Raw genomic sequence first — 19705 nt, forward strand, 5'->3', positions numbered from 1 at the left:
GCTGGGTTTCGTCCCTGCGTCTGCGCCTGATGTTCGGCTACACGGTGATCGCCGTGCTGTTCATGCTGGCGCTGTTGCCAGCCTTGCGGGGCGCCTTCCTGATCGCCCTGGAAAAATCAGTCGAGAAACGCCTGGCCGCCGACACCGGTGCGCTGATTTCTGCCGCTCGTACCGACGACGGCAAGCTGCGCATGCCCAGCAAGTTGCCCGACGAGGAGTTCGACCTGCCCGATGCCCAGTTGCTGGGCTTCATCTACGACCGCGAAGGGCACCTGGTCTGGCAATCGCCCTCCACGCGGGATATCTCCGTGTCCTACTTGCCGCGCTACGACGGCAGCGGTGATGAACTGCTGCGTACCGTGGACCGCCAGGGCCGCGAATTCTACATCTACGACGTGGAGATCAAGCTGCTGCGCGGCCAGGACGCAGCGTTCAGCATCGTCACCATGCAGCCGGCCAGCGAAACCCAGGCGCTGTACGACGATTTCATGAAACAACTCTATCTCTGGCTCGGCTGCGCGCTGCTGCTGCTGTTGGGGCTGCTGTGGTTCGGGCTGACCTGGGGCTTTCGCAGCCTGCGCGGTTTACGTGAGGAGCTCGATGAGGTGGAGAGCGGCACCCGCGAACGCCTGAGCGACGACCACCCCCGTGAGCTGCTGCGCCTGACCGGCTCGTTGAACCGCCTGCTGGACAGCGAACGCCAGCAGCGCGAGCGCTACCGGCATTCCCTCGATGACCTGGCGCATAGCTTGAAGACACCGCTTTCGGTGCTGCAGGGCGCCACTGAAGTGATCACCGCCAAGCCGGAGAACCGCGAGCAGGCGCAGATTCTGCAGGGGCAGATCGAGCGCATGAGCCAGCAGATCGGCTATCAGCTGCAACGCGCCAGCCTGCGCAAGAGCGGCCTGGTCCGCCACCGGGTGCCATTGGCCAGGGTGGTGGACAACCTTTGCGAGGCGCTCGACAAGGTCTACCGGGACAAACAGGTCAGCGTGCAGCGCCAGTTCGATGCCTGGCTGGAAATTCCCATGGAGCGTGCCGCGCTGCTCGAGCTGCTTGGCAACCTGCTGGAAAACGCCTATCGCCTGTGCCTGGGCCGGGTGCGCGTCAGCGCCCGAATCGAGGGCGGCACCTGCCAGCTGTGCGTGGAGGACGATGGGCCGGGCGTGCCGGTGGACCAGCGCGAGCGCATTCTTAGGCGTGGCGAGCGCCTGGACGCCCAGCACCCGGGGCAGGGCATCGGCACCGCGGTGGTCAAGGACATCATTGAAAGCTACGAGGGCGAGCTTTTTCTCGAGGACTCCGAACTGGGCGGTGCAGCATTCCGGGTGCGGATCTGAGCGGGCGTTGATCATCTTGGTGGGAATCCGCCACGGCTTTCGAGACCGCGTGCGGAAAACCGCCAAATGCAGGATTCATGACCCGTGAATTTCTCCTAAAAGCCAGCATTATCAAAGGTTTATCCGAAATTTTCTTGTATGGCATGGCGCTTGCTTTTGCTGCGTCAAGGTCGCGTCGAGCGTACCTACTAACAAATCCCTCCAGGTCAGGAGGGTTGGCGCCTAAACAAGAAAGGTGGTGCGACGTCGCTGGATGTCATTGCCGCACCCATGAGGATTCACCATGACTGCAACAACGAACGAAGTTGTCCGTCAACCGTTCTACAAAATGCTCTACGTCCAGGTGCTGTTCGCCATCACCGTGGGCATCCTGCTCGGCCATTTCTACCCGGAAACAGGCGTCGCCCTCAAGCCGCTCGGCGATGGTTTCGTCAAGCTCATCAAGATGGTCATCGCGCCCATCATCTTCTGTACCGTGGTCAGCGGCATCGCCGGCATGCAGGACATGAAGGCAGTCGGCAAGACCGGCGGCTACGCGCTGCTGTATTTCGAGATCGTCTCCACCATCGCCCTGATCATCGGTCTGGTCGTGGTCAACGTGGTGCAGCCGGGTGTTGGCATGCACGTCGATCCGAGCACCCTGGATGCCAGCAAGATCGCTGCCTATGCCCAGGCGGGTGAAGCGCAGAGCACCATTGGCTTCCTGCTCAACGTGATCCCGGCCACCGTGGTGGGGGCGTTCGCCAACGGCGACATCCTCCAGGTGCTGTTCTTCTCGGTGATCTTCGCCTTCGCCCTGCAGCGCATGGGTGAGTTCGGTCGCCCGGTGCTTGAGTTCATCGATCGCATCGCCCACGTCATGTTCGGCATCATCAACATGATCATGAAGGTCGCGCCCATCGGTGCCTTCGGTGCCATGGCCTTCACCATCGGTCAGTATGGTGTCGGCTCGCTGGTGCAGCTGGGCCAGCTGATGCTGTGCTTCTACATCACCTGCTTCTTCTTCGTGCTCATCGTGCTGGGCGGCATCTGCCGTGCCCACGGCTTCAGCGTGCTGCGCCTGATCCGCTACATCCGCGAAGAACTGATGATCGTGCTGGGTACCTCGTCGTCCGAGTCGGCGCTGCCACGCATGTTGACCAAGATGGAAAAACTCGGTGCCAACAAGTCGGTCGTCGGCCTGGTGATCCCCACCGGTTACTCGTTCAACCTCGACGGTACCTCGATCTACCTGACCATGGCCGCGGTGTTCATCGCCCAGGCCACCGACACCCCGATGGACATCACCCACCAGATCACCCTGCTGCTGGTGCTGCTGGTTGCCTCCAAGGGTGCTGCTGGCGTGACCGGTAGCGGCTTCATCGTGCTGGCTGCCACCCTGTCCGCCGTCGGCCACCTGCCGGTTGCCGGCCTGGCGCTGATCCTGGGTATCGACCGCTTCATGTCCGAGGCCCGCGCACTGACCAACCTGGTCGGCAACGGCGTGGCCACCATCGTGGTCGCCAAGTGGTGCAAGGAGCTGGACGAAGACACCCTGCAGCGCGAGCTGGCTTCCGGTGGCCGTCCGGAAGTGGTGGCCGTGCCTGCCGACAGCGCTGGCAAGGTTTCCTGATACCGATGTCGTCGACCTTCCCGTGAGGGAAGGTCACCTGGCCCGCCCTTGTGGCGGGCTTTTTTATGGGCGATCGAAACTGCAGCGAAGCTGGCACAGGGCCTTTAGGTAACCTGTTCTATTGAGCCTGGCCCGGTCCTGCAGGAGCATTTCCGGGCGGGTGGTGTGTCGTGAGTTGGCAAGCTGCGGTGCGATGCGCTGCTCATCAATCCTGGATCGATGGAAAGGTTTCCATGAAAAGCATGAAGATGCGCTCACGCCGTTTGGGGCTGGCGGCAGCGCTGCTGGCGGGTATCGCGTTCAGCGGCACCGCCAGCGCCTGGACGTTCGAGCATGGCTGGAGCTGCCAGAACAAGTGGTATCAGATGGGGCTGATCGAACTGATTGCCTGCGGAGGCGGAGGCGAGGGTTGATCCGCCTGGCGCTGGGCCGCGATATTCGACCCGGCAATGCCAATCCTAAAGCCCGCCATGAGCGTTGTTCAGTTAAGAAAAAACGCCGCTTTCCCGGAATGGAAAGCGGCGTTTTTTTGGGTTTCCAGCCCGATACAAGTGATAGTTGTACTTACTGTAGGGCGTAGTCGCCGAAGGCAGTACGCCGTGACGGGCTGGCAGCATGCCTCTGCAGGTTGTCCCCTCCGGGCGGCGGGTGTTCGCTTGGGCTACGAGCGGCCGGCGTCCCGGTCCGTCCTACGCAGCTGGCGAGCGGTCGGCAGGGGAGTGAGGTGCTGCCGGATCACGGCGGGAAAAGGATGCCGCGGCCAGAACGAAAAAACCGGCCACAAGGGCCGGTTTTTCTGGGCTTTGGTCGGAGAGACAGGATTCGAACCTGCGACCTTCTCGTCCCGAACGAGACGCGCTACCAAGCTGCGCTACACTCCGAATTCGCCAAATTCTACTCAAAAACTTTTGCAGCACAAGGGGTTAGCAAAAAATTTTAATCGGGGCGCCGCGCTTGGCGTGCGCCCGCGAGACAGCAGGGCGCTTACAGCTCCTTGACGGTACGAACCTGGTCCTTGTTGACCTTGGTGCGCTTGCCGTCCAGCTGTTCGAACTCGTAGAAGCCGGTGTCGTCGTCGAAATCGGGACGATCGACAGTCTGGATTTCACGGCCATCATTGAGAGTGATCACCGATGGCGTGGAACAGCCTGCCAGGGTAACCAGGCCGAGGGCGAGTAGAAACGCAGCGGTAGTCCGTTGCTTCATGGCATGTCTCCTTAAGTCGAGGCAGAGTGATTACCTTGGCTCAGACGGGTACGCCGAGACCAAGTTCCACCCTATTTATCCACCCGAGGCTGCTCTGCCGCAAGCTTTCAGCCGAGCAGGTCGGGTGAATTGAGGTTGCTCAGGCGTGGATCGTCGGGCTCGCAAGGCAGGGCTGCGGGATCATGTGCACGCAGCCAGCGTTGGGTGCTGCGCTCGCCGGCCTGCCATGCCCGTTCCAGTGATGGCTGCAGGCGGCGAGGGATGACGGCGAACAGCGGTTCCCAATAGCCGGCGCGCTGGGCCATTACCGGGCGATCGTCGGCCAGGGCCAGCAAACGCTCGACCAGCGCGCGGTCGACCCGCGGGGCGTCGCAGGGCAGCACCAGCAGCAGGGGATGACGGGCGACCTGCAGGGCTGCGCGGATGCCGGCCAGGGGGCCGGGATAGTCGGCACTGTCGTCACCGACCAGGCGATCGGCATAGGCAGCATAGGCCTGCTGGTTGCGGTTGCAGGAGATGATCAGGTCATCGGTCAGCGGCCGCACCACCTCATGCAGCCATGCGATCATGGGTCGCGCCTGCCAGTGCACCAGGCCCTTGTCCAGGCCGCCCATGCGCTGGCCGCGGCCGCCTGCGAGCAGAACCACCGAGAAGGGCTGGGACGGGGCTGGGGCGGGCATGGCAGGGTCTCCGGAGATGGCGCTGTGGTATAACACCGGCCTTTGTAGACGACAACTGGAAGCCTGCCATGAGCCACAAGGCCGATGCGCCATTCGTGCCCCTGAATATCGCCGTATTGACGGTCAGCGATACCCGCACGCTGGAAACCGACACCTCGGGGCAACTCTTCGTCGATCGCCTGAAAGCCGCAGGCCATAATCTTGCCGAGCGGGTGCTGCTCAAGGACGACCTTTACAAGATCCGTGCCCAGGTCGCCACCTGGATCGCCGAAGACGTGGTGCAGGTGGTGCTGATCACCGGGGGCACCGGCTTTACCGGCCGCGACAGCACACCGGAAGCGGTGGCCTGCCTGCTCGACAAGCAGGTCGATGGCTTTGGCGAGCTGTTCCGGCAGATATCCACTGCCGATATCGGCACCTCGACCATTCAGTCCCGGGCCCTGGCCGGCCTGGCCAACGGCACCCTGGTGTGCTGCCTGCCGGGCTCGACCAATGCCTGCCGCACCGGCTGGGACGGCATCCTTGCCGAGCAGCTCGATGCGCGCCATCGCCCGTGCAATTTCGTGCCGCACCTGAAACTCGCTGCGCCCTGCGAGAGCCGCGGATGAGCGAGCAGCCGTCACCGCTGATGCCGGTGGAGCAGGCGCTGGCTCGCTTGCTGCGACTGGCCGAGGACAGCCCGATTACCGAGCACGAGCTGGTCGATCTGGCCGCTGCCGACGGTCGCGTGTTGGCCGAGCCGATGATCGCCGGCCTGGACCTGCCACCCTGGCCGAACAGCGCCATGGACGGTTACGCGTTGCGCCTGGCCGACTGGCAGGGTGAGCCACTGCCGGTCAGCCAGCGCATCCTCGCCGGCCTGGCGCCTGACGCGCTGCAGCCCGGCACTTGCGCGCGCATCTTCACCGGAGCCCCGGTTCCCCGCGGCGCCGATACGGTCGAGATGCAGGAGAACGTCAGTGTCGCCGACGATGGCCGGGTGCATTTCCATCAGCCGCTCAAGTTGGCGCAGAACATCCGTCCCCAGGGCCAGGAAAACCGCAAGGGCGAGATGCTGCTGGCTGCTGGTACGCGGTTGGGCCCCATCGAACTGGGGCTGGCGGCGTCCATTGGCCTCGCCCGGCTGTCGGTACGGCGTCGGCCGCGGGTGGCGGTGCTGTCCACCGGTGACGAGCTGATCGAGCCGGGCCATAAGCTGGGCGCCGGGCAGATCTACAACAGCAACCGCTACCTGCTGGTCGCCTGGCTGCAGCGTCTGGGCTGTGAGGTCATCAATGCCGGCATCCTGCCCGATGAACTCGAGCGCACGCGCCAGGCTTTGGGTGAACTGGATGATGTCGACCTGATCCTCTCCACCGGTGGGGTGTCGGTGGGCGAAGCGGACTTTCTCGGTATCGCCCTGCGTGAAGCCGGCGAACTGGCGTTGTGGAAGCTCGCCATCAAGCCGGGCAAGCCACTGACCGTCGGCGAGTTCCGCGGTCGCCCGGTGATCGGCCTGCCGGGTAACCCGGCCTCGACCCTGGTGACCTTCGGCCTGTTGGCGCGCCCCTATCTGTTGCGCCGCCTCGGCGTGCAAAAGGTCGAACCCCTGGGCTTCCCGGTGCCGGCAGGCTTCACCTGGGGCAAACCGGGCAAGCGCCGCGAGTTCCTGCGCGCGCGCCTCGAGAACGGCCGCGTGGTGCCGTATTCGAACCAGAGTTCAGGGGTGTTGCGCAGCGCTGCCTGGGCCGAGGGGCTGGCGCAGGTGCTGGAAGGCACCACCCTCGCCGAAGGTGACCTGGTGCAGTTCATTCCAATGAGCGAACTGCTCGGCTGAGGCGCAGGGCCGGCAGTCTGCAGCAACTGACGGCGGGCGTGATTATTTCGCTCGCCCGTTGTCTGGATAAGCAGCACTGTCTTCAAACCCCCTTCCGGAGCCGTTATGCAAGAGCGTAAAGCGCTGTTGATCCTTCATGGTAAGCAGTCCCTCAACGACGAGGTTCGCGCTGCGGTCAACAGCCAGCGTGAGCGTGGCTGGGATCTGGCCGTGCGGCTCACCTGGGAGGCGGGCGATGCCCAGCGCCTGGTCGCCGAGGCCCTGCAGGCAGGCTACCCGACGCTGATCGCCGGCGGCGGTGACGGCACCTTGCGTGACGTCGCCGAAGCCATGGCCAAGGCCGAAAACGACGCCAGTCTGGTCTTGCTGCCGCTGGGCACCGCCAATGATTTCGCCCATGCGGCGGGCATACCGCTGACGCCCGCCGACGCGCTGGCGCTGCTCGATACGCCTGCGCAGCCGATCGACCTGGGTGAGGTCGATGGCGAGCTGTTCCTCAATATGGCCACGGGGGGCTTTGGCTCCAATATCACCGCCAATACCTCCGAAGATCTCAAGCGTTTCCTGGGTGGGGCGGCCTACATGCTCACCGGCCTGACCCGCTTCGCCGAAGTGCGTTCGGCCTTTGGTCGCTTCAAGGGCCCCGATTTCCAGTGGGAGGGCGATTTTCTCGCCCTGGGCATCGGCAATGGCCGGCAGGCCGGTGGCGGGCATGTGCTGTGCCCCACGCCCGGGTGAACGACGGCTTGCTGGACGTGTGCATCGTGCCGGCCGCTTCCGATGTGGTCGGCACGCTCGGCACGCTGCTGTCCGGTGGCCTCAAGGGCATCGAGGGCGTGGCGATCAGCGCGCGCTTGCCCTGGCTGGAAATCGATGCCCCGGAAGGCCTGGATCTGAACCTCGATGGAGAGCCACGTGGCGGGCATCGTCTACGCTTTGCGGCAAGGCCCCAGGCACTGCGCCTGCATTTACCGGAGCATTCGCCTTTGCTGCGCGACTGATCGGCGGGCACTGGTGTAGCGCCGCGCGCTGGTGCAAGATGGCGTTGCGCCATGCCGCCTACAGTAATTGCACGACTGGCCGATAGCTTCATACGAACACCACGCCTCACAGGAGCGAATAATGGCCGGTATTCTCGACACCGTTGATCAACGGACGCAGCTGGTAGGCGAGAACCGCCTGGAAATCCTGATGTTCCGCCTGGCGGGCCGGCAGCTGTTCGCCATCAACGTGTTCAAGGTGCAGGAAGTGCTGCACATGCCCAAGCTGACCTTGATGCCGCACCGCCATCGTTTCGTCTGCGGGGTGATCCACCTGCGCGGCCAGACGCTGCCGGTGATCGATCTGTCCCAGGCCATCGGCATGCGGCCGATCGTGCCGGATGAGCGCAGCACCATCATCGTCACCGAGTACAACCGCTCGATCCAGGCATTCCTGGTCGGCGGCGTCGACCGCATTCTCAACCTCAACTGGGAATCCATCCTGCCGCCGCCGGGTGGTGCGGGGCGTCAGCATTACCTGACGGCCATCACCAAAGTCGACGACCAACTGGTGGAAATCATCGACGTGGAGAAGGTGCTGGCCGAGATCGTGCCGTACGACACGCGCATCTCCGGTGACCGTCTGGCCGATCCGTTGCTGGAAAAGGCCCGGGGCCGCGAGGTGCTGCTGGTCGATGACTCCAGTGTGGCCCTGGCCCAGCTGCGCGATACCCTGTCGCAACTGGGCATCAAGCTGCACGTCGCCACCGATGGCCTCAAGGGCCTGCAGTTGCTCAAGGGCTGGGCCGATGCCGGTGAAGTCATCACCGACAAGCTGCTGATGATGTTCACCGACGCCGAAATGCCGGAAATGGACGGCTACCGCCTGACCACCGAGATTCGCCAGGATCCGCGCCTGCGCGACCTGTACGTGGTGCTGCACACCTCGCTGTCCGGCAGCTTCAACGATGCCATGGTCAAGAAGGTGGGCTGCGACAACTTCCTCTCCAAGTTCCAGCCAGACAAGCTGGTGGATGTGATTCGTCAGCGTCTTGCTCTAGACGAAAAGTAGAGCTCTGTCGGCTTGAGCCCCGGCGGCGGTTTGCGTATAACCGCCGTTTCGCTCAAGTCAGGACGCCGAGCCATGTACCTCTCAGCGCTGTACCGCTTCCCCCTCAAGTCCGCCATGGGTGAATCCCTGCCCAGCCTGCAGCTCGACGGTCTGGGTGTGGCCGGCGATCGCCGCTGGATGTTCGCGGATGCGCAAACCGGGCGATTCATGACGCAGCGCACCTTTCCCCACATGAGCCAGCTGCAGGCACGCTGGAACGCCGCTGGCGGCCTGAGCCTGGAAGCGCCTGGCCTGCCGGCGTTGCAGGTGGCGTTGCCGGAACCGGACCAGGCGCTGCGCGGGGTGATCATCTGGCGCGATACCCTGCGGGTACCGGATGCCGGCGACGAGGCCGCCGCCTGGGGCAGTGCGTTCATGGGCAAGGCGTGCCGCCTGGTGCATGTGCCGGCAGCGCGGGCGCGTTTCATCGAAGGCAACCTCAGCGGTGACGAGAAGGTCGGTTTCGCCGACGGCTTTCCGCTGCTGCTGATCGGCCAGGCCTCGTTGGATGACCTGGTGGCGCGGGTCGGCCGCCCCCTGGAGATGCTGCGTTTTCGTCCCAACCTGGTGGTGCAGGGCAGCGAGCCCTATGCCGAGGACAGCTGGAAGCGTATCCGTATCGGCGATGTCGAGTTCACCCTCGCCAAGCGCTGTTCGCGTTGCGTGATCACCACCATCGACCCGCGGACGGGGGAGCGCAGTGCCGACCTTGAGCCGCTGACCACCCTGCGCAGCTACCGCCTGGGCGAGGGCGGCATCCTGTTCGGACAGAACCTGATCAACCATGGCAGCGGTGAGTTGCGGGTCGGCATGCCAATCGAGGTGCTGGAATAAGCTTCTGAGCTACAAGCTACAAGCTACAAGCTACAAGCGAGTGGCGATAACTTGTGGCTTGAAGCTTGCCGCTGCCTTACTGGTCGAAATAACGCTCGTGCCAGCCCACCAGCGGCTGGGGCGCATTGAGCTTGTCGCCGTAGATCACCGCGTAGGACAGCACGTTCTGCACGTACTGGCGGGTCTCGTTGAATGGAATGTTTTCCACCCACACGTCATAGGCCAGGTGGTCGGCGCCGCGCAGCCACTGGCGCACGCGGCCGGGCCCGGCGTTGTAAGCGGCCGAGGCGAGCACCCGGTTGCCGTTGAACTGGCCGTAGATCTGGCTCAGGTAGGCGGCGCCCAGCTGGATATTGACGCTGGGCAGCAGCGCGTTGTTCGGGTTGCTCAAGGGAATGTCGAACTTGCGCGCGGTCTCCTTGGCCGTGGCGGGCATCACCTGCATCAGGCCCATGGCGCCGACGGGGGATTTTGCATCGGCCATGAAGCCGCTTTCCTGGCGGGTGATGGCGAATACCCAGCTCGAGTGCAGGCCACGCTTCTTGGCCTCGGCGGTCAGCGATTCGCGGTGAGCCATGGGAAAGCGGATGTCCAGGTCATCCCAGTACTTGGCTTGGCTGATGGTGCGGATCGCCGGGAAATACCACTGCCTGTCGTAGGCCAGGCGCGCCTGGGCGACCAGCTCGTCACGGTCGAAATGGCGGCTGGCGTGGTACCACTCGCGGCGGCCTTCGACGATCTGGCCGCGGTCGTGGAATTCCATGGCGCGACGTATACCGGGGGCATTGCGCACCTTCTTCATGACGGCCGGGCTCAACTGCAGGGGTGCGTTCTTCAGGTAGTAGGGTTCCTTGACCTGATCGGCGGCCATGAAACCGTAGAAGTCGCGCTCCTTGGCCAGCTCGTGGAACAGCGGCTGGGCGGCCTTGCCGTTGGGCTGGGCCAGTTGCAGGCTGCGCGCCTGCCAGTAGCGCCAGCGGTTGGTGCTGGCCAGGGACTCGGGCATGCGGCTGATCAGCTTGTAGGCGTCGTCCCAGCGGCCCAGGCGCAGCAGCAGGCGGGCGCGCCATTCGCTGACGGTGTCGTCGCGCAGGTTGGGGTCGTACCTGGCCATGACGTCGAGCGCGCGCGGGTCGAAGCGGCGCGCCAGGGTCAGGCCGATCTCGTTGGCGATGGCGACCTTCTCCTGCTCGGAAAAGCGCATGCGCTGCGAGTAGCCCTCGAGCAGGCTCAGGGCCTGTTCCGGGTCCTGGCGGGCGAGGCGGCGCAGGCCGAGGCTGACCACATCGCCCATGGCGTCGTCGGCTGGCGTGAAGCGTGCGGTCTGGGTGAGCATCTGCGGTTTCTGGGCGACGTCCACGAGCAGCTTGCCGTGGTTGCTCAGGGTCGGCAGGTCCTTGCTCAGAAAGGTCGCCAGGCTATAGTTGCGCGCTTCGGCGGCCAGCTTGGCGCGCTGCCAGCGGCGTTGTTCGGTCAGTTGGCCTCCGGCGGCCCAGCGGTCGAACAGGCGGTCACAGGCTTCGGGCTGGGATTTGCCGACCAGCCAGAGCTTTTCTGCGCTGGCATAACCTTCGGCGGTCTGGCCCTGGGCCAGCTGACGCTGGCCGTTCAGGCAGTCCAGTTCGGTGAAGTTGAGCCCCGGGTCGTAGTACTTGGCGAAGGTCTGCCATTCACCGCGTTCGGCGAGCCAGCGCAGCCAGCGCAATTTCATCCAGCTGGCCTGGGGCAGGTCACCATGGGCGGCGAGAAAGGCTTCGATTTCCTGGTTGCTGGCCCACTTCAGGCGCGCGGTCAGTTCGTCATAGGCCAGGTAAGGGGTCAGCGGGTAGTCGCGCAGGGCGCTGGCGTAGCGCTGGTAAGGCCCCTTGTCGCCCTTGGCGAGCGCGGCCTTGGCCTCGTCGTAGTACTGACGTTGCTGCTGCAGGCTCGCGGCCTGGCTGAGCGTGGAGGTGGCGGCGCAAAGGATCAGGCAGGAAAGCAGACTGGGCAAACGACAGCGCATGGCACTTCCGGGGTCATCTCGTGAGCGGGCGCGACCTGGCTGGTGCCGGTCGCCTGATGTGCCCTTGGGGCGGCGTGCGCCGCGGCGATGCGGGCATCGTCAGGCGCGGCGGCAATGGCCGCTAGCTTAGCCTTTTGCCGGCGTGCCGCGAAAGGGCCGTCGGTGCCTGGCCCATGTCTGTTTATGTCACATCGATGGCCGGCGCCGAGGCCGACAGACGCCGAGGGTCTTCTCGGTTAGAATACGCGCCCGTTTTTGGCTGGCGCGTGCCGGCCGGATCAGTTTCGTGGTCGGCAGCAGCGAGGCCCAGGTCGCGCCCCAGGCTTTCGCCCACCACTCCTGCGTATTGTCGAGGCAACCCTGATGACCCTGCTCAAGTTCACCGATGTTTCCCTGGCCTTTGGCGCCATGCCGCTGCTGGACAAGGTGTCTTGGCAGATCGCCCGCGGTGAGCGGGTGTGCATCATCGGCCGTAACGGCACCGGCAAGTCGAGCATGCTCAAGCTGGTCAACGACCAGCAGAAGCCCGACGACGGTGCCATCTGGCGAGCGCCTGGCCTGAAGATCGGCGAACTGCCCCAGGAGCTGCCGGTGGCCGATGGCCGAACGGTGTTCGACGTGGTCGCTCAGGGCCTGGACGGCGTTGGCGACCTGCTTGCCCAGTACCATCACCTGGCGCAGAACTGCGTGACCGAAGAAGACCTGAACAAGCTCATGCACGTGCAGCAGGAGCTGGAGGCGAAGGACGGCTGGCGCCTGCAGCAACTGGTCGACAGCACCCTGAGCCGCCTGCAGCTGCCGGCCGACAAGACCCTGGCCGAGCTCTCCGGCGGCTGGCGCCGTCGCGTGCTGCTGGCCCAGGCGCTGGTCAGCGAGCCCGATCTGCTGCTGCTCGACGAGCCCACCAACCACCTGGACATCGGCGCCATCGCCTGGCTCGAAGAGGCCATCAAGGATTTCCAGGGCGCCGTGCTGTTCATCACCCACGACCGGGCCTTCCTGCAGAGCCTGGCCACGCGCATTCTCGAACTGGATCGCGGTGGGTTGATCGACTGGAACGGCGATTACGCCAGCTTTTTGGTGCACAAGGAGGCCGCGCTGGCCGCCGAAGAAACCGCCAACGCGCTGTTCGACAAGAAGCTGGCCCAGGAAGAAGTGTGGATCCGCCAGGGCATCAAGGCCCGCCGCACCCGTAACGAAGGCCGCGTACGTGCCCTCAAGGCGCTGCGGGTGGAGCGCAGCGAGCGCCGCGAACGCACCGGCAAGGCCAATATCCAGCTGGATGTGGCGGACAAGTCCGGCAAGCAGGTGATGGTGCTGGAGAACGTCAGCTTCGCCCATCCGGGCGGCCCGCTGCTGATCAAGGACTTTTCCATGGTGCTGCAGCGCGGCGATCGCATTGGCCTGCTCGGCGCCAACGGTACCGGCAAGACCACGCTGCTCAAGCTGATGCTCGACGGCTTGCAGCCGACCGCCGGCAAGGTGGAACAGGGTACCAAGATCGAGGTGGCCTATTTCGACCAACTGCGTCACCAGCTCGATGTGGAAAAGACCGTCATCGACAATATTTCCGAAGGCCGCGATTTCATCGAAATCGATGGCCAGAACCGTCATGTGCTGAGCTACCTGGGCGACTTCCTGTTCAGCCCGCAGCGTGCCCGCACGCCGGTCAAGGCATTGTCCGGTGGTGAGCGCGCCCGCCTGCTGCTGGCCAAGCTGTTCAGCAAGCCCGCCAACCTGCTGGTGCTCGACGAACCGACCAACGACCTGGACGTGGAAACCCTGGAGTTGCTCGAGGAAGTGCTGTCGAACTTCAAGGGCACCGTGCTGATGGTCAGCCACGACCGGGCTTTCCTCGACAACGTGGTGACCAGCACCCTGGTCTTCGAGGGCGAGGGCAAGGTGCGTGAATACGTCGGCGGCTACCAGGACTGGTTGCGCCAGGGCGGCTCGCCGCGCCTGCTGGGCGTAGGCGAGAGCAAGTCGGGCAAGGCCGAGCTGGGTTCGGCGATCGTCGAGACGCCCGTGGCCGAAGCGCCGGTCGCCGAAACTGCCGCTGCTGCACCAGCGGCCAAGAAGAAGCTCAGCTACAAGCACCAGCGCGAGCTGGACGCCATGCCCGAAATGATCGATGCCGCCGAGCAGGCGATTACCGCGCTGGAAGCTAAGGTGGCCGATCCGGCGTTCTATCAGCAGCCGGCCGAGCAGACCGCCGCGGTGCTGGCGCAGCTGCAGGAAAAGCAGCAGGAGCTGGAACAGTTGATCGAGCGCTGGGCCGAGCTGGAAGGCTAAGCGGAGAGGGCGGCGCCCTGCCGGGATGATCGCATGCGATGATGCCGGGCCGATGCCCGGCGTCATTCGCCGGGGCCGATCAGGCCGAGGGTTTCTTGAGGCTTACGGCCAGCACGTCGCACGGTGCACCATGCAGCACGTCGTTGGCGGTGGAGCCGAGCAGCAGGGCCAGGCCATGGCGGCCGTGGCTGCCGACGATGATCAGGTCGCAGTGCTGTTCGGCGGCCAGGCGGTGAATTTCCTGGCGCGGTTGGCCATAGGCCAGGTGGCGGCTTTCGGCGCTGAGCTGCGGGTATTTGATGGCAAAGGCGTCGAGGCGCTCCTTGGCCTGCTCGAACTGCTGCTGTTGCAGCATCGACAGGTCCATCGGCACGTCACCGCCGAAGGCCATGGCCATCGGCTCGACGATATGCACCACGGACAGCTTGGCCTGGGTGCTGGCGGCCAGAGCCTGGGCGCGCTTCATTACCGGGTCGCACTCCTCGGTCAGATCGACGGCGACCAGAATGTGCTGGTAGGACATGGGGTGTCTCCTTACAAGGGTGACCAGTGATTTCAAGTATGGCTGGTTTGAGCATTTACCACAGGTTGCGCAGTCGAGATAGAACTTATGACGGGATGGATCGTTCTGGGCTTGCTGGTCCTGGCCCTCAGCCCGCTGGTCTGGCTGGTGCCGTCGCGTCGCCAGCGCGGGCAGATGGACGTGCGCCTGCAGGCGCGGCGCCTGGGCCTGGCGATGCAGCTGGCCCGCGAGGAATGGCCGTACTGGCTAGGCAAGACGCCGCCCAACCCCTGCCCGCAGTACCACAGGCCGCGACCCCGGGGACGCCAGGACAGTTGGTGCTACTGGCAGCGCGAGCCGGGCCAGTGGCTGAACAAATGGCAGGAGCCCTGCACGGACGTGGCGCTGGCCGAGCAACTGGCAACGCTGCCGGCCGACGTCTACAAGGCCGAGGCCACGCCGCAGATGATCGCGCTGTTCTGGGGGGAGCGGGCCCAACCCGAAGCCTTGCCGGCGATCGCCGACTTTCTCAAGGGCCGTGCCTGACTCAACCGTCGGGCCGGCGCCGCGGCGGCTCATGAAGCGCCGCCCGCCTGCGCGTACAGCGTGTCGACGTCCGCCAGGCTGTGGATGATGCTGTCCGAGTACTTGTTGACCAGGAAGGGCACGCTCTTTTCGTTGTAATTGCGCAGCGAGCCTTCGATATAGCGCCATTTGGTCACCACGCCGTCGAGCTTGACGTTGACCGCCGTGGTATTGCCCGGTTGCTTGCGCAATGCGCTCAGGCGCGCGGAAAAGTCGGCCACCAGTTCCTCGATGGGGCGCTCGCTGCTGTCGCCCGAGAAACTGGCTCCCACCGAAGCGCTGCGTGCCGCGTAGTTCACCGCGATGCTCTGCATCAGCACGCTGAGTTCGCGGGTGGCCGCCATCTGCGCGCTGATGGCGTTGCCATCCATCCGCCGCAGCGCCTCGTAAAGCGCCTGGGCCGTTGCCAGTACCTGGCGGTTGCGGGCGGCCAGATCCGCGACCGGCTGCAGGTCCGTGTAGCCCTGCTGCTGCAGTGCCGCCATCAAGGTCGTCAGTTCTCCATCGTAACGCTGCCATTGTTGCTGCAGCTGCGTCTGCAGGCGGGCGGCCCCCACGTCGGCCAGGTTGGCCAACCTGCCAAGCTGCTCGCGCGCCTGCTGACGGGAGGCGTCGATCATCCGTGCATATCGCTGGTCGCCTTCCATGCTGTTGTACATGTAGAAGTCGCCCAGGCTTTTCTGGGCCGAGAGATGGAAGTTCTGCAGGTGCTTGAGGTCGCCGGTGGTGTTGGCAAATGCCGCTGTGGGTATCAGCAGGGCGGCAAGCAGAAGGGCACGCAGAGAGACGGCACGCAAGTGAGTTGGCATGCGGGAACCTCGGTGTAATCGCTCGTTCTTGTTGTTTTCGGTCATTCGGTGGCAGCCGAATGGCCGCGACTCTACCCTTGACCCGGGGTTTTGGCTAGCGGTCACCAACTGGCCAGCGGCGCCTGCCGAATGATGGGATATCGACGCGGATGATCGGCTTTTCGCTACCAGGGTATGTGACTGTATGGTCTGCGTAGTGCCGGCCGCACCTGGCTACATCACGCCAATTGACAATCGCAGGCTTTTGCCTGAAGGTGTGCTCACCCAAATCAAACGGGCGTATGAATTGAGTGTTTGTCTTGCCGGCAATGCCCAATTCAGTCCGAATACCGCATCGGTGGGTAGCAGATTTTCGTCTACGTTGTCTGGTGGCGTGAGTCAGCCGGTTGGCTCCGGTGTGTACTGTTCAGATTCCCTTAGCGTGGAGATCAGTTGATGATTTACGAAGGTAAAGCCATCACGGTTAAGGCTCTTGAAAGCGGCATCGTCGAACTCAAGTTCGACCTCAAGGGTGAGTCCGTCAACAAGTTCAATCGTCTGACCCTCAGCGAGCTGCGCCAGAGTGTCGATGCGATCAAGGCCGATGCCTCGATCAAGGGCGTGATCGTCAGCAGCGGCAAGGACGTGTTCATCGTCGGCGCCGACATCACCGAGTTCGTCGACAACTTCAAACTGCCCGAAGAGCAGCTGGTTTCCAGCGGTCTGGAAGCCAACAAGATCTTCAGCGATTTCGAAGACCTGAACGTACCCACCGTGGTCGCCATCAACGGCATCGCCCTGGGTGGCGGCCTGGAAATGTGCCTGGCCGCCGACTACCGGATCATGGCCGAGGGCGCCAAGATCGGCCTGCCCGAAGTCAAGCTGGGTATCTATCCGGGCTTTGGTGGCACCGTGCGTCTGCCGCGCCTGATCGGTACCGACAACGCGGTCGAGTGGATCGCCTCCGGCAAGGAAAACCGTGCCGAGGAGGCCCTCAAGGTCGGCGCCGTGGATGCCGTGGTCAGCGCTGACAAGCTGCAGGCCGGTGCCCTGGACCTGATCAAGCGCGCCATTTCCGGCGAGCTCGACTACAAGGCCAAGCGCCAGCCCAAGCTGGAAAAGCTCAAGCTCAACGCCATCGAGCAGATGATGGCCTTCGAAACCGCCAAGGGCTTCGTTGCGGGCCAGGCTGGCCCGAACTACCCGGCGCCGGTCGAAGCGATCAAGACCATCCAGAAGGCCGCCAACTTCGGTCGCGACAAGGCGCTGGAAGTCGAAGCCGCCGGTTTCGCCAAGCTGGCCAAGACCTCGGTAGCGGAGAGCCTGATCGGCCTGTTCCTCAATGACCAGGAATTGAAGAAGAAGGCCAAGGCCCATGACGCCATCGCCCAGGACGTGAAACTGGCTGCCGTGCTCGGCGCCGGTATCATGGGCGGCGGCATCGCCTACCAGTCGGCGTCCAAGGGCACGCCGATCCTGATGAAGGACATCCGCGAGGAAGGCATCAAGATGGGCTTGGGCGAGGCCTCCAAGCTGCTCGGCAAGCGCGTCGAGAAAGGTCGCATGACCACCGCGCAGATGGCCGAATCCCTGAGCGCCATTCGCCCAACCATGTCCTATGGCGACTTCGGCCATGTCGACATCGTCGTCGAAGCCGTGGTCGAGAACCCCAAGGTCAAGCAGGCCGTGCTGGCCGAGGTCGAGGCGGCGGTCAAGGAGGGCACCATCCTGGCGTCCAACACCTCGACCATCTCCATCAGCCTGCTGGCCAAGGCCCTCAAGCGTCCGGAAAACTTCGTCGGCATGCACTTCTTCAATCCGGTGCACATGATGCCGCTGGTCGAAGTCATCCGCGGCGAGAAATCCAGTGACGAGGCGGTGGCCACCACCGTGGCGTACGCCAAGAAGATGGGCAAGAACCCGATCGTGGTCAACGACTGCCCGGGCTTCCTGGTCAACCGCGTGCTGTTCCCGTATTTCGGTGGCTTCTCCAAGCTGCTGAGCTTCGGCGTCGACTTCGCGCGTATCGACAAGGTCATGGAGAAGTTCGGCTGGCCCATGGGCCCGGCCTACCTGTCCGACGTGGTCGGCATCGACACCGGCCACCATGGTCGTGACGTGATGGCCGAAGGCTTCCCGGACCGCATGGCCGTGGAAGGCCGTACCGCCGTCGACGTGATGTACGAAGCCAACCGCCTGGGCCAGAAGAACGGCAAGGGCTTCTACGCCTACGAGACCGACAAGCGCGGCAAGCCGAAGAAGGTCAGCGACCCCGAGGCGTACGAGCTGCTCAAGTCGATCGTGGCCGAGCAGCGTGAGCTGAGCGACGAGGACATCGTCAACATCATGATGATCCCGCTGTGCCTGGAAACCGTACGCTGCCTGGAGGACGGCATCGTCGAGACCGCCGCCGAGGCCGACATGGGTCTGATCTACGGCATCGGTTTCCCTCCCTTCCGTGGTGGTGCGCTGCGTTACATCGACAGCGTCGGGGTTACCGAATTCGTGGCCCTGGCCGACAAGTACGCCGATCTGGGTGCGCTGTATAAGCCGACCGAGAAACTGCGTGAAATGGCCAAAAACGGCCAGACCTTCTTTGGTTAATCGCGCAACGATTGGAGCGAGAGTGAATTTATGAGCCTGAATCCAAGAGATGCAGTCATCGTCGACTTCGGCCGGACCCCGATGGGTCGTTCCAAGGGCGGCATGCACCGTAACACCCGCGCCGAGACCATGTCGGCGCAGCTGATCAGCAAACTGCTGGAGCGCAACGCCAAGGTCGACCCCAAGGAAGTCGAGGACGTCATCTGGGGTTGCGTCAACCAGACCCTGGAGCAGGGCTGGAACATCGCCCGCATGGCCTCGCTGATGACCCAGATTCCGCACACCAGTGCCGGGCAGACCGTCAGCCGCCTGTGCGGCTCGTCGATGAGCGCGTTGCACACCGCCGTGCAGGCGATCCAGACCGGCAATGGCGATGTCTTCGTGGTCGGCGGCGTCGAGCACATGGGCCACGTCGGCATGATGCATGGGGTCGACCCGAACCCGCACCTGTCGCTGTACGCCGCCAAGGCGTCCGGCATGATGGGCCTGACCGCCGAGATGCTGGGCAAGATGCACAACATCAGCCGCGAGGCCCAGGACAAGTTCGGCGTGCGTTCCCACCAGCTGGCCCACAAGGCCACGGTCGAAGGCAAGTTCAAGGACGAGATCATCCCGATGCAGGGCTTTGATGAGAACGGCTTCCTCAAGGTCTTCGACTACGACGAGACCATTCGCCCGGAAACCACCCTGGAAAGCCTGGCCAACCTCAAGCCGGCGTTCAACCCCAAGGGCGGCACCGTCACTGCGGGTACCTCCTCGCAGATTACCGATGGCGCCTCCTGCATGATCGTCATGAGCGCCCAGCGCGCCCAGGATCTGGGCATCCAGCCGATGGCCGTGGTGCGCGCCATGGCCGTGGCCGGTGTCGATCCGGCGATCATGGGGTATGGCCCGGTGCCGTCCACCCAGAAGGCGCTCAAGCGTGCCGGTCTGACCATCGACGACATCGATTTCGTCGAGCTCAACGAAGCCTTTGCCGCCCAGGCGCTGCCTGTGCTCAAGGACCTCAAGCTGCTCGACAAGATGGAAGAGAAGGTCAACCTGCACGGTGGCGCCATTGCCCTGGGTCACCCGTTCGGTTGTTCCGGGGCGCGTATCTCCGGTACCCTGCTGAACGTGATGAAGCAGAACAACGGCACCTTCGGCGTGGCGACCATGTGCGTCGGCCTGGGCCAGGGCATCACCACGGTGTTCGAGCGCATCTGAGGATTCGCCAGGACTGCTGCGTTATATAAAGGTGACGCAGCAGTTCTTTCCAGTGCGCTGTACAGGTTGCACAACCGGGGCCTCTGCCCCGGTTTTTGTTTTTTGGCGCTCCGGCAAGTGTGGAGGCCAAGCGGAACGGATGGTCGG

General features: G+C 64.1%; 16 protein-coding genes, 1 tRNA gene and 1 pseudogene. 12 read left to right on the forward strand and 6 right to left on the reverse strand.

Features of this window, described 5'->3' with window-relative positions:
- Positions 1-29 precede the first annotated feature (29 nt).
- From SA190iCDA_RS10330 to SA190iCDA_RS10340, 3 genes are all read left to right on the forward strand, one after another.
- Entirely contained in the window at positions 30-1340 is a 1311-nt protein-coding gene (locus SA190iCDA_RS10330; RefSeq protein ID WP_139159529.1) for an ATP-binding protein, read from the forward strand.
- A gap of 283 nt (positions 1341-1623) precedes the next feature.
- Positions 1624-2952 (forward strand): dicarboxylate/amino acid:cation symporter, encoded by a 1329-nt coding sequence (locus SA190iCDA_RS10335; RefSeq protein WP_070886846.1) that lies wholly within the window; start codon positions 1624-1626, stop codon positions 2950-2952.
- A gap of 233 nt (positions 2953-3185) precedes the next feature.
- Entirely contained in the window at positions 3186-3365 is a 180-nt protein-coding gene (locus SA190iCDA_RS10340) for a hypothetical protein (protein WP_070886847.1), read from the forward strand.
- Between the two features lie 391 nt (positions 3366-3756).
- Here SA190iCDA_RS10340 and SA190iCDA_RS10345 read toward each other — a convergent pair.
- The 3 genes from SA190iCDA_RS10345 to mobA form a co-directional block, all read right to left on the reverse strand.
- Positions 3757-3833 (reverse strand) — tRNA-Pro (locus tag SA190iCDA_RS10345).
- A 103-nt stretch (positions 3834-3936) separates the two neighbouring features.
- Positions 3937-4158 (reverse strand): YgdI/YgdR family lipoprotein, encoded by a 222-nt coding sequence (locus SA190iCDA_RS10350; protein ID WP_070886848.1) that lies wholly within the window; start codon positions 4156-4158, stop codon positions 3937-3939.
- 107 nt (positions 4159-4265) lie between these two features.
- The gene (gene mobA, locus SA190iCDA_RS10355; protein WP_070886849.1) at positions 4266-4838 is read right to left on the reverse strand and encodes a molybdenum cofactor guanylyltransferase MobA; all 573 of its coding nucleotides are present in this window, start codon (positions 4836-4838) and stop codon (positions 4266-4268) included.
- A 68-nt stretch (positions 4839-4906) separates the two neighbouring features.
- Between mobA and moaB the strand changes: the two genes are divergently transcribed.
- The 5 genes and pseudogenes from moaB to SA190iCDA_RS10380 all read left to right on the forward strand — a co-directional run bounded on the left by moaB (position 4907) and on the right by SA190iCDA_RS10380 (position 9579).
- Positions 4907-5446 (forward strand): molybdenum cofactor biosynthesis protein B, encoded by a 540-nt coding sequence (gene moaB, locus SA190iCDA_RS10360; protein WP_013792019.1) that lies wholly within the window; start codon positions 4907-4909, stop codon positions 5444-5446.
- Positions 5443-6654, forward strand: coding sequence for a gephyrin-like molybdotransferase Glp (glp, locus tag SA190iCDA_RS10365; RefSeq protein ID WP_070886850.1), 1212 nt, complete (start codon positions 5443-5445; stop codon positions 6652-6654). The genes moaB and glp overlap by 4 nt, the downstream gene beginning before the upstream one ends.
- A 105-nt stretch (positions 6655-6759) precedes the next feature.
- Positions 6760-7655: pseudogene (gene yegS / locus SA190iCDA_RS10370) on the forward strand (lipid kinase YegS).
- 121 nt (positions 7656-7776) lie between these two features.
- Entirely contained in the window at positions 7777-8706 is a 930-nt protein-coding gene (locus SA190iCDA_RS10375) for a chemotaxis protein CheV (protein ID WP_070886852.1), read from the forward strand.
- A gap of 72 nt (positions 8707-8778) precedes the next feature.
- Positions 8779-9579 (forward strand): MOSC domain-containing protein, encoded by an 801-nt coding sequence (locus SA190iCDA_RS10380; RefSeq protein WP_070886853.1) that lies wholly within the window; start codon positions 8779-8781, stop codon positions 9577-9579.
- 76 nt (positions 9580-9655) lie between these two features.
- Here the strand turns inward: SA190iCDA_RS10380 and SA190iCDA_RS10385 are convergent, their stop codons facing one another.
- Positions 9656-11581, reverse strand: a complete 1926-nt coding sequence (locus SA190iCDA_RS10385; RefSeq protein ID WP_070886854.1) for a transglycosylase SLT domain-containing protein — start codon at positions 11579-11581, stop codon at positions 9656-9658.
- A 363-nt stretch (positions 11582-11944) separates the two neighbouring features.
- Here SA190iCDA_RS10385 and SA190iCDA_RS10390 point away from each other — a divergent pair, with 363 nt between their 5' ends.
- Complete coding sequence (locus SA190iCDA_RS10390) at positions 11945-13873, forward strand: ATP-binding cassette domain-containing protein (RefSeq protein WP_070886855.1); 1929 nt, start codon at positions 11945-11947, stop codon at positions 13871-13873.
- Between the two features lie 79 nt (positions 13874-13952).
- Here SA190iCDA_RS10390 and SA190iCDA_RS10395 read toward each other — a convergent pair whose 3' ends face one another.
- Complete coding sequence (locus tag SA190iCDA_RS10395; RefSeq protein WP_070886856.1) at positions 13953-14396, reverse strand: universal stress protein; 444 nt, start codon at positions 14394-14396, stop codon at positions 13953-13955.
- An 87-nt stretch (positions 14397-14483) separates the two neighbouring features.
- On the opposite strand from SA190iCDA_RS10395, the gene SA190iCDA_RS10400 reads away from it, so the two are divergent.
- Positions 14484-14921 (forward strand): hypothetical protein, encoded by a 438-nt coding sequence (locus SA190iCDA_RS10400; RefSeq protein ID WP_070886857.1) that lies wholly within the window; start codon positions 14484-14486, stop codon positions 14919-14921.
- Between the two features lie 29 nt (positions 14922-14950).
- Here SA190iCDA_RS10400 and SA190iCDA_RS10405 read toward each other — a convergent pair whose 3' ends face one another.
- Positions 14951-15769 (reverse strand): hypothetical protein, encoded by an 819-nt coding sequence (locus tag SA190iCDA_RS10405; RefSeq protein ID WP_070886858.1) that lies wholly within the window; start codon positions 15767-15769, stop codon positions 14951-14953.
- A 435-nt stretch (positions 15770-16204) separates the two neighbouring features.
- Here SA190iCDA_RS10405 and fadB point away from each other — a divergent pair, with 435 nt between their 5' ends.
- Both fadB and fadA read left to right on the forward strand, forming a co-directional pair.
- On the forward strand, positions 16205-18352 hold the full coding sequence (gene fadB / locus SA190iCDA_RS10410; RefSeq protein ID WP_070886859.1) for a fatty acid oxidation complex subunit alpha FadB: 2148 nt from the start codon (positions 16205-16207) through the stop codon (positions 18350-18352).
- Positions 18353-18382: 30 nt separating this feature from the next.
- The gene (gene fadA / locus SA190iCDA_RS10415; RefSeq protein WP_070886860.1) at positions 18383-19558 is read left to right on the forward strand and encodes an acetyl-CoA C-acyltransferase FadA; all 1176 of its coding nucleotides are present in this window, start codon (positions 18383-18385) and stop codon (positions 19556-19558) included.
- The last annotated feature ends 147 nt before the right edge of the window (positions 19559-19705 follow it).

This window comes from Pseudomonas argentinensis (assembly GCF_001839655.2).
Taxonomy (GTDB): Bacteria; Pseudomonadota; Gammaproteobacteria; order Pseudomonadales; family Pseudomonadaceae; genus Aquipseudomonas; species Aquipseudomonas argentinensis_B.

Coding starts and splice junctions, on each gene's coding strand:
- SA190iCDA_RS10375 (WP_070886852.1), top strand. CDS start 7,777: ATGGCCGGTATTCTCGACACCGTTGATCAACGGACGCAGCTGGTAGGC.
- SA190iCDA_RS10395 (WP_070886856.1), bottom strand. CDS start 14,396: ATGTCCTACCAGCACATTCTGGTCGCCGTCGATCTGACCGAGGAGTGC.
- SA190iCDA_RS10390 (WP_070886855.1), top strand. CDS start 11,945: ATGACCCTGCTCAAGTTCACCGATGTTTCCCTGGCCTTTGGCGCCATG.
- mobA (WP_070886849.1), bottom strand. CDS start 4,838: ATGCCCGCCCCAGCCCCGTCCCAGCCCTTCTCGGTGGTTCTGCTCGCA.
- moaB (WP_013792019.1), top strand. CDS start 4,907: ATGAGCCACAAGGCCGATGCGCCATTCGTGCCCCTGAATATCGCCGTA.
- SA190iCDA_RS10350 (WP_070886848.1), bottom strand. CDS start 4,158: ATGAAGCAACGGACTACCGCTGCGTTTCTACTCGCCCTCGGCCTGGTT.
- glp (WP_070886850.1), top strand. CDS start 5,443: ATGAGCGAGCAGCCGTCACCGCTGATGCCGGTGGAGCAGGCGCTGGCT.
- SA190iCDA_RS10405 (WP_070886858.1), bottom strand. CDS start 15,769: ATGCCAACTCACTTGCGTGCCGTCTCTCTGCGTGCCCTTCTGCTTGCC.
- fadA (WP_070886860.1), top strand. CDS start 18,383: ATGAGCCTGAATCCAAGAGATGCAGTCATCGTCGACTTCGGCCGGACC.
- SA190iCDA_RS10340 (WP_070886847.1), top strand. CDS start 3,186: ATGAAAAGCATGAAGATGCGCTCACGCCGTTTGGGGCTGGCGGCAGCG.
- SA190iCDA_RS10380 (WP_070886853.1), top strand. CDS start 8,779: ATGTACCTCTCAGCGCTGTACCGCTTCCCCCTCAAGTCCGCCATGGGT.
- SA190iCDA_RS10400 (WP_070886857.1), top strand. CDS start 14,484: ATGACGGGATGGATCGTTCTGGGCTTGCTGGTCCTGGCCCTCAGCCCG.
- SA190iCDA_RS10385 (WP_070886854.1), bottom strand. CDS start 11,581: ATGCGCTGTCGTTTGCCCAGTCTGCTTTCCTGCCTGATCCTTTGCGCC.
- SA190iCDA_RS10330 (WP_139159529.1), top strand. CDS start 30: ATGTTCGGCTACACGGTGATCGCCGTGCTGTTCATGCTGGCGCTGTTG.
- fadB (WP_070886859.1), top strand. CDS start 16,205: ATGATTTACGAAGGTAAAGCCATCACGGTTAAGGCTCTTGAAAGCGGC.
- SA190iCDA_RS10335 (WP_070886846.1), top strand. CDS start 1,624: ATGACTGCAACAACGAACGAAGTTGTCCGTCAACCGTTCTACAAAATG.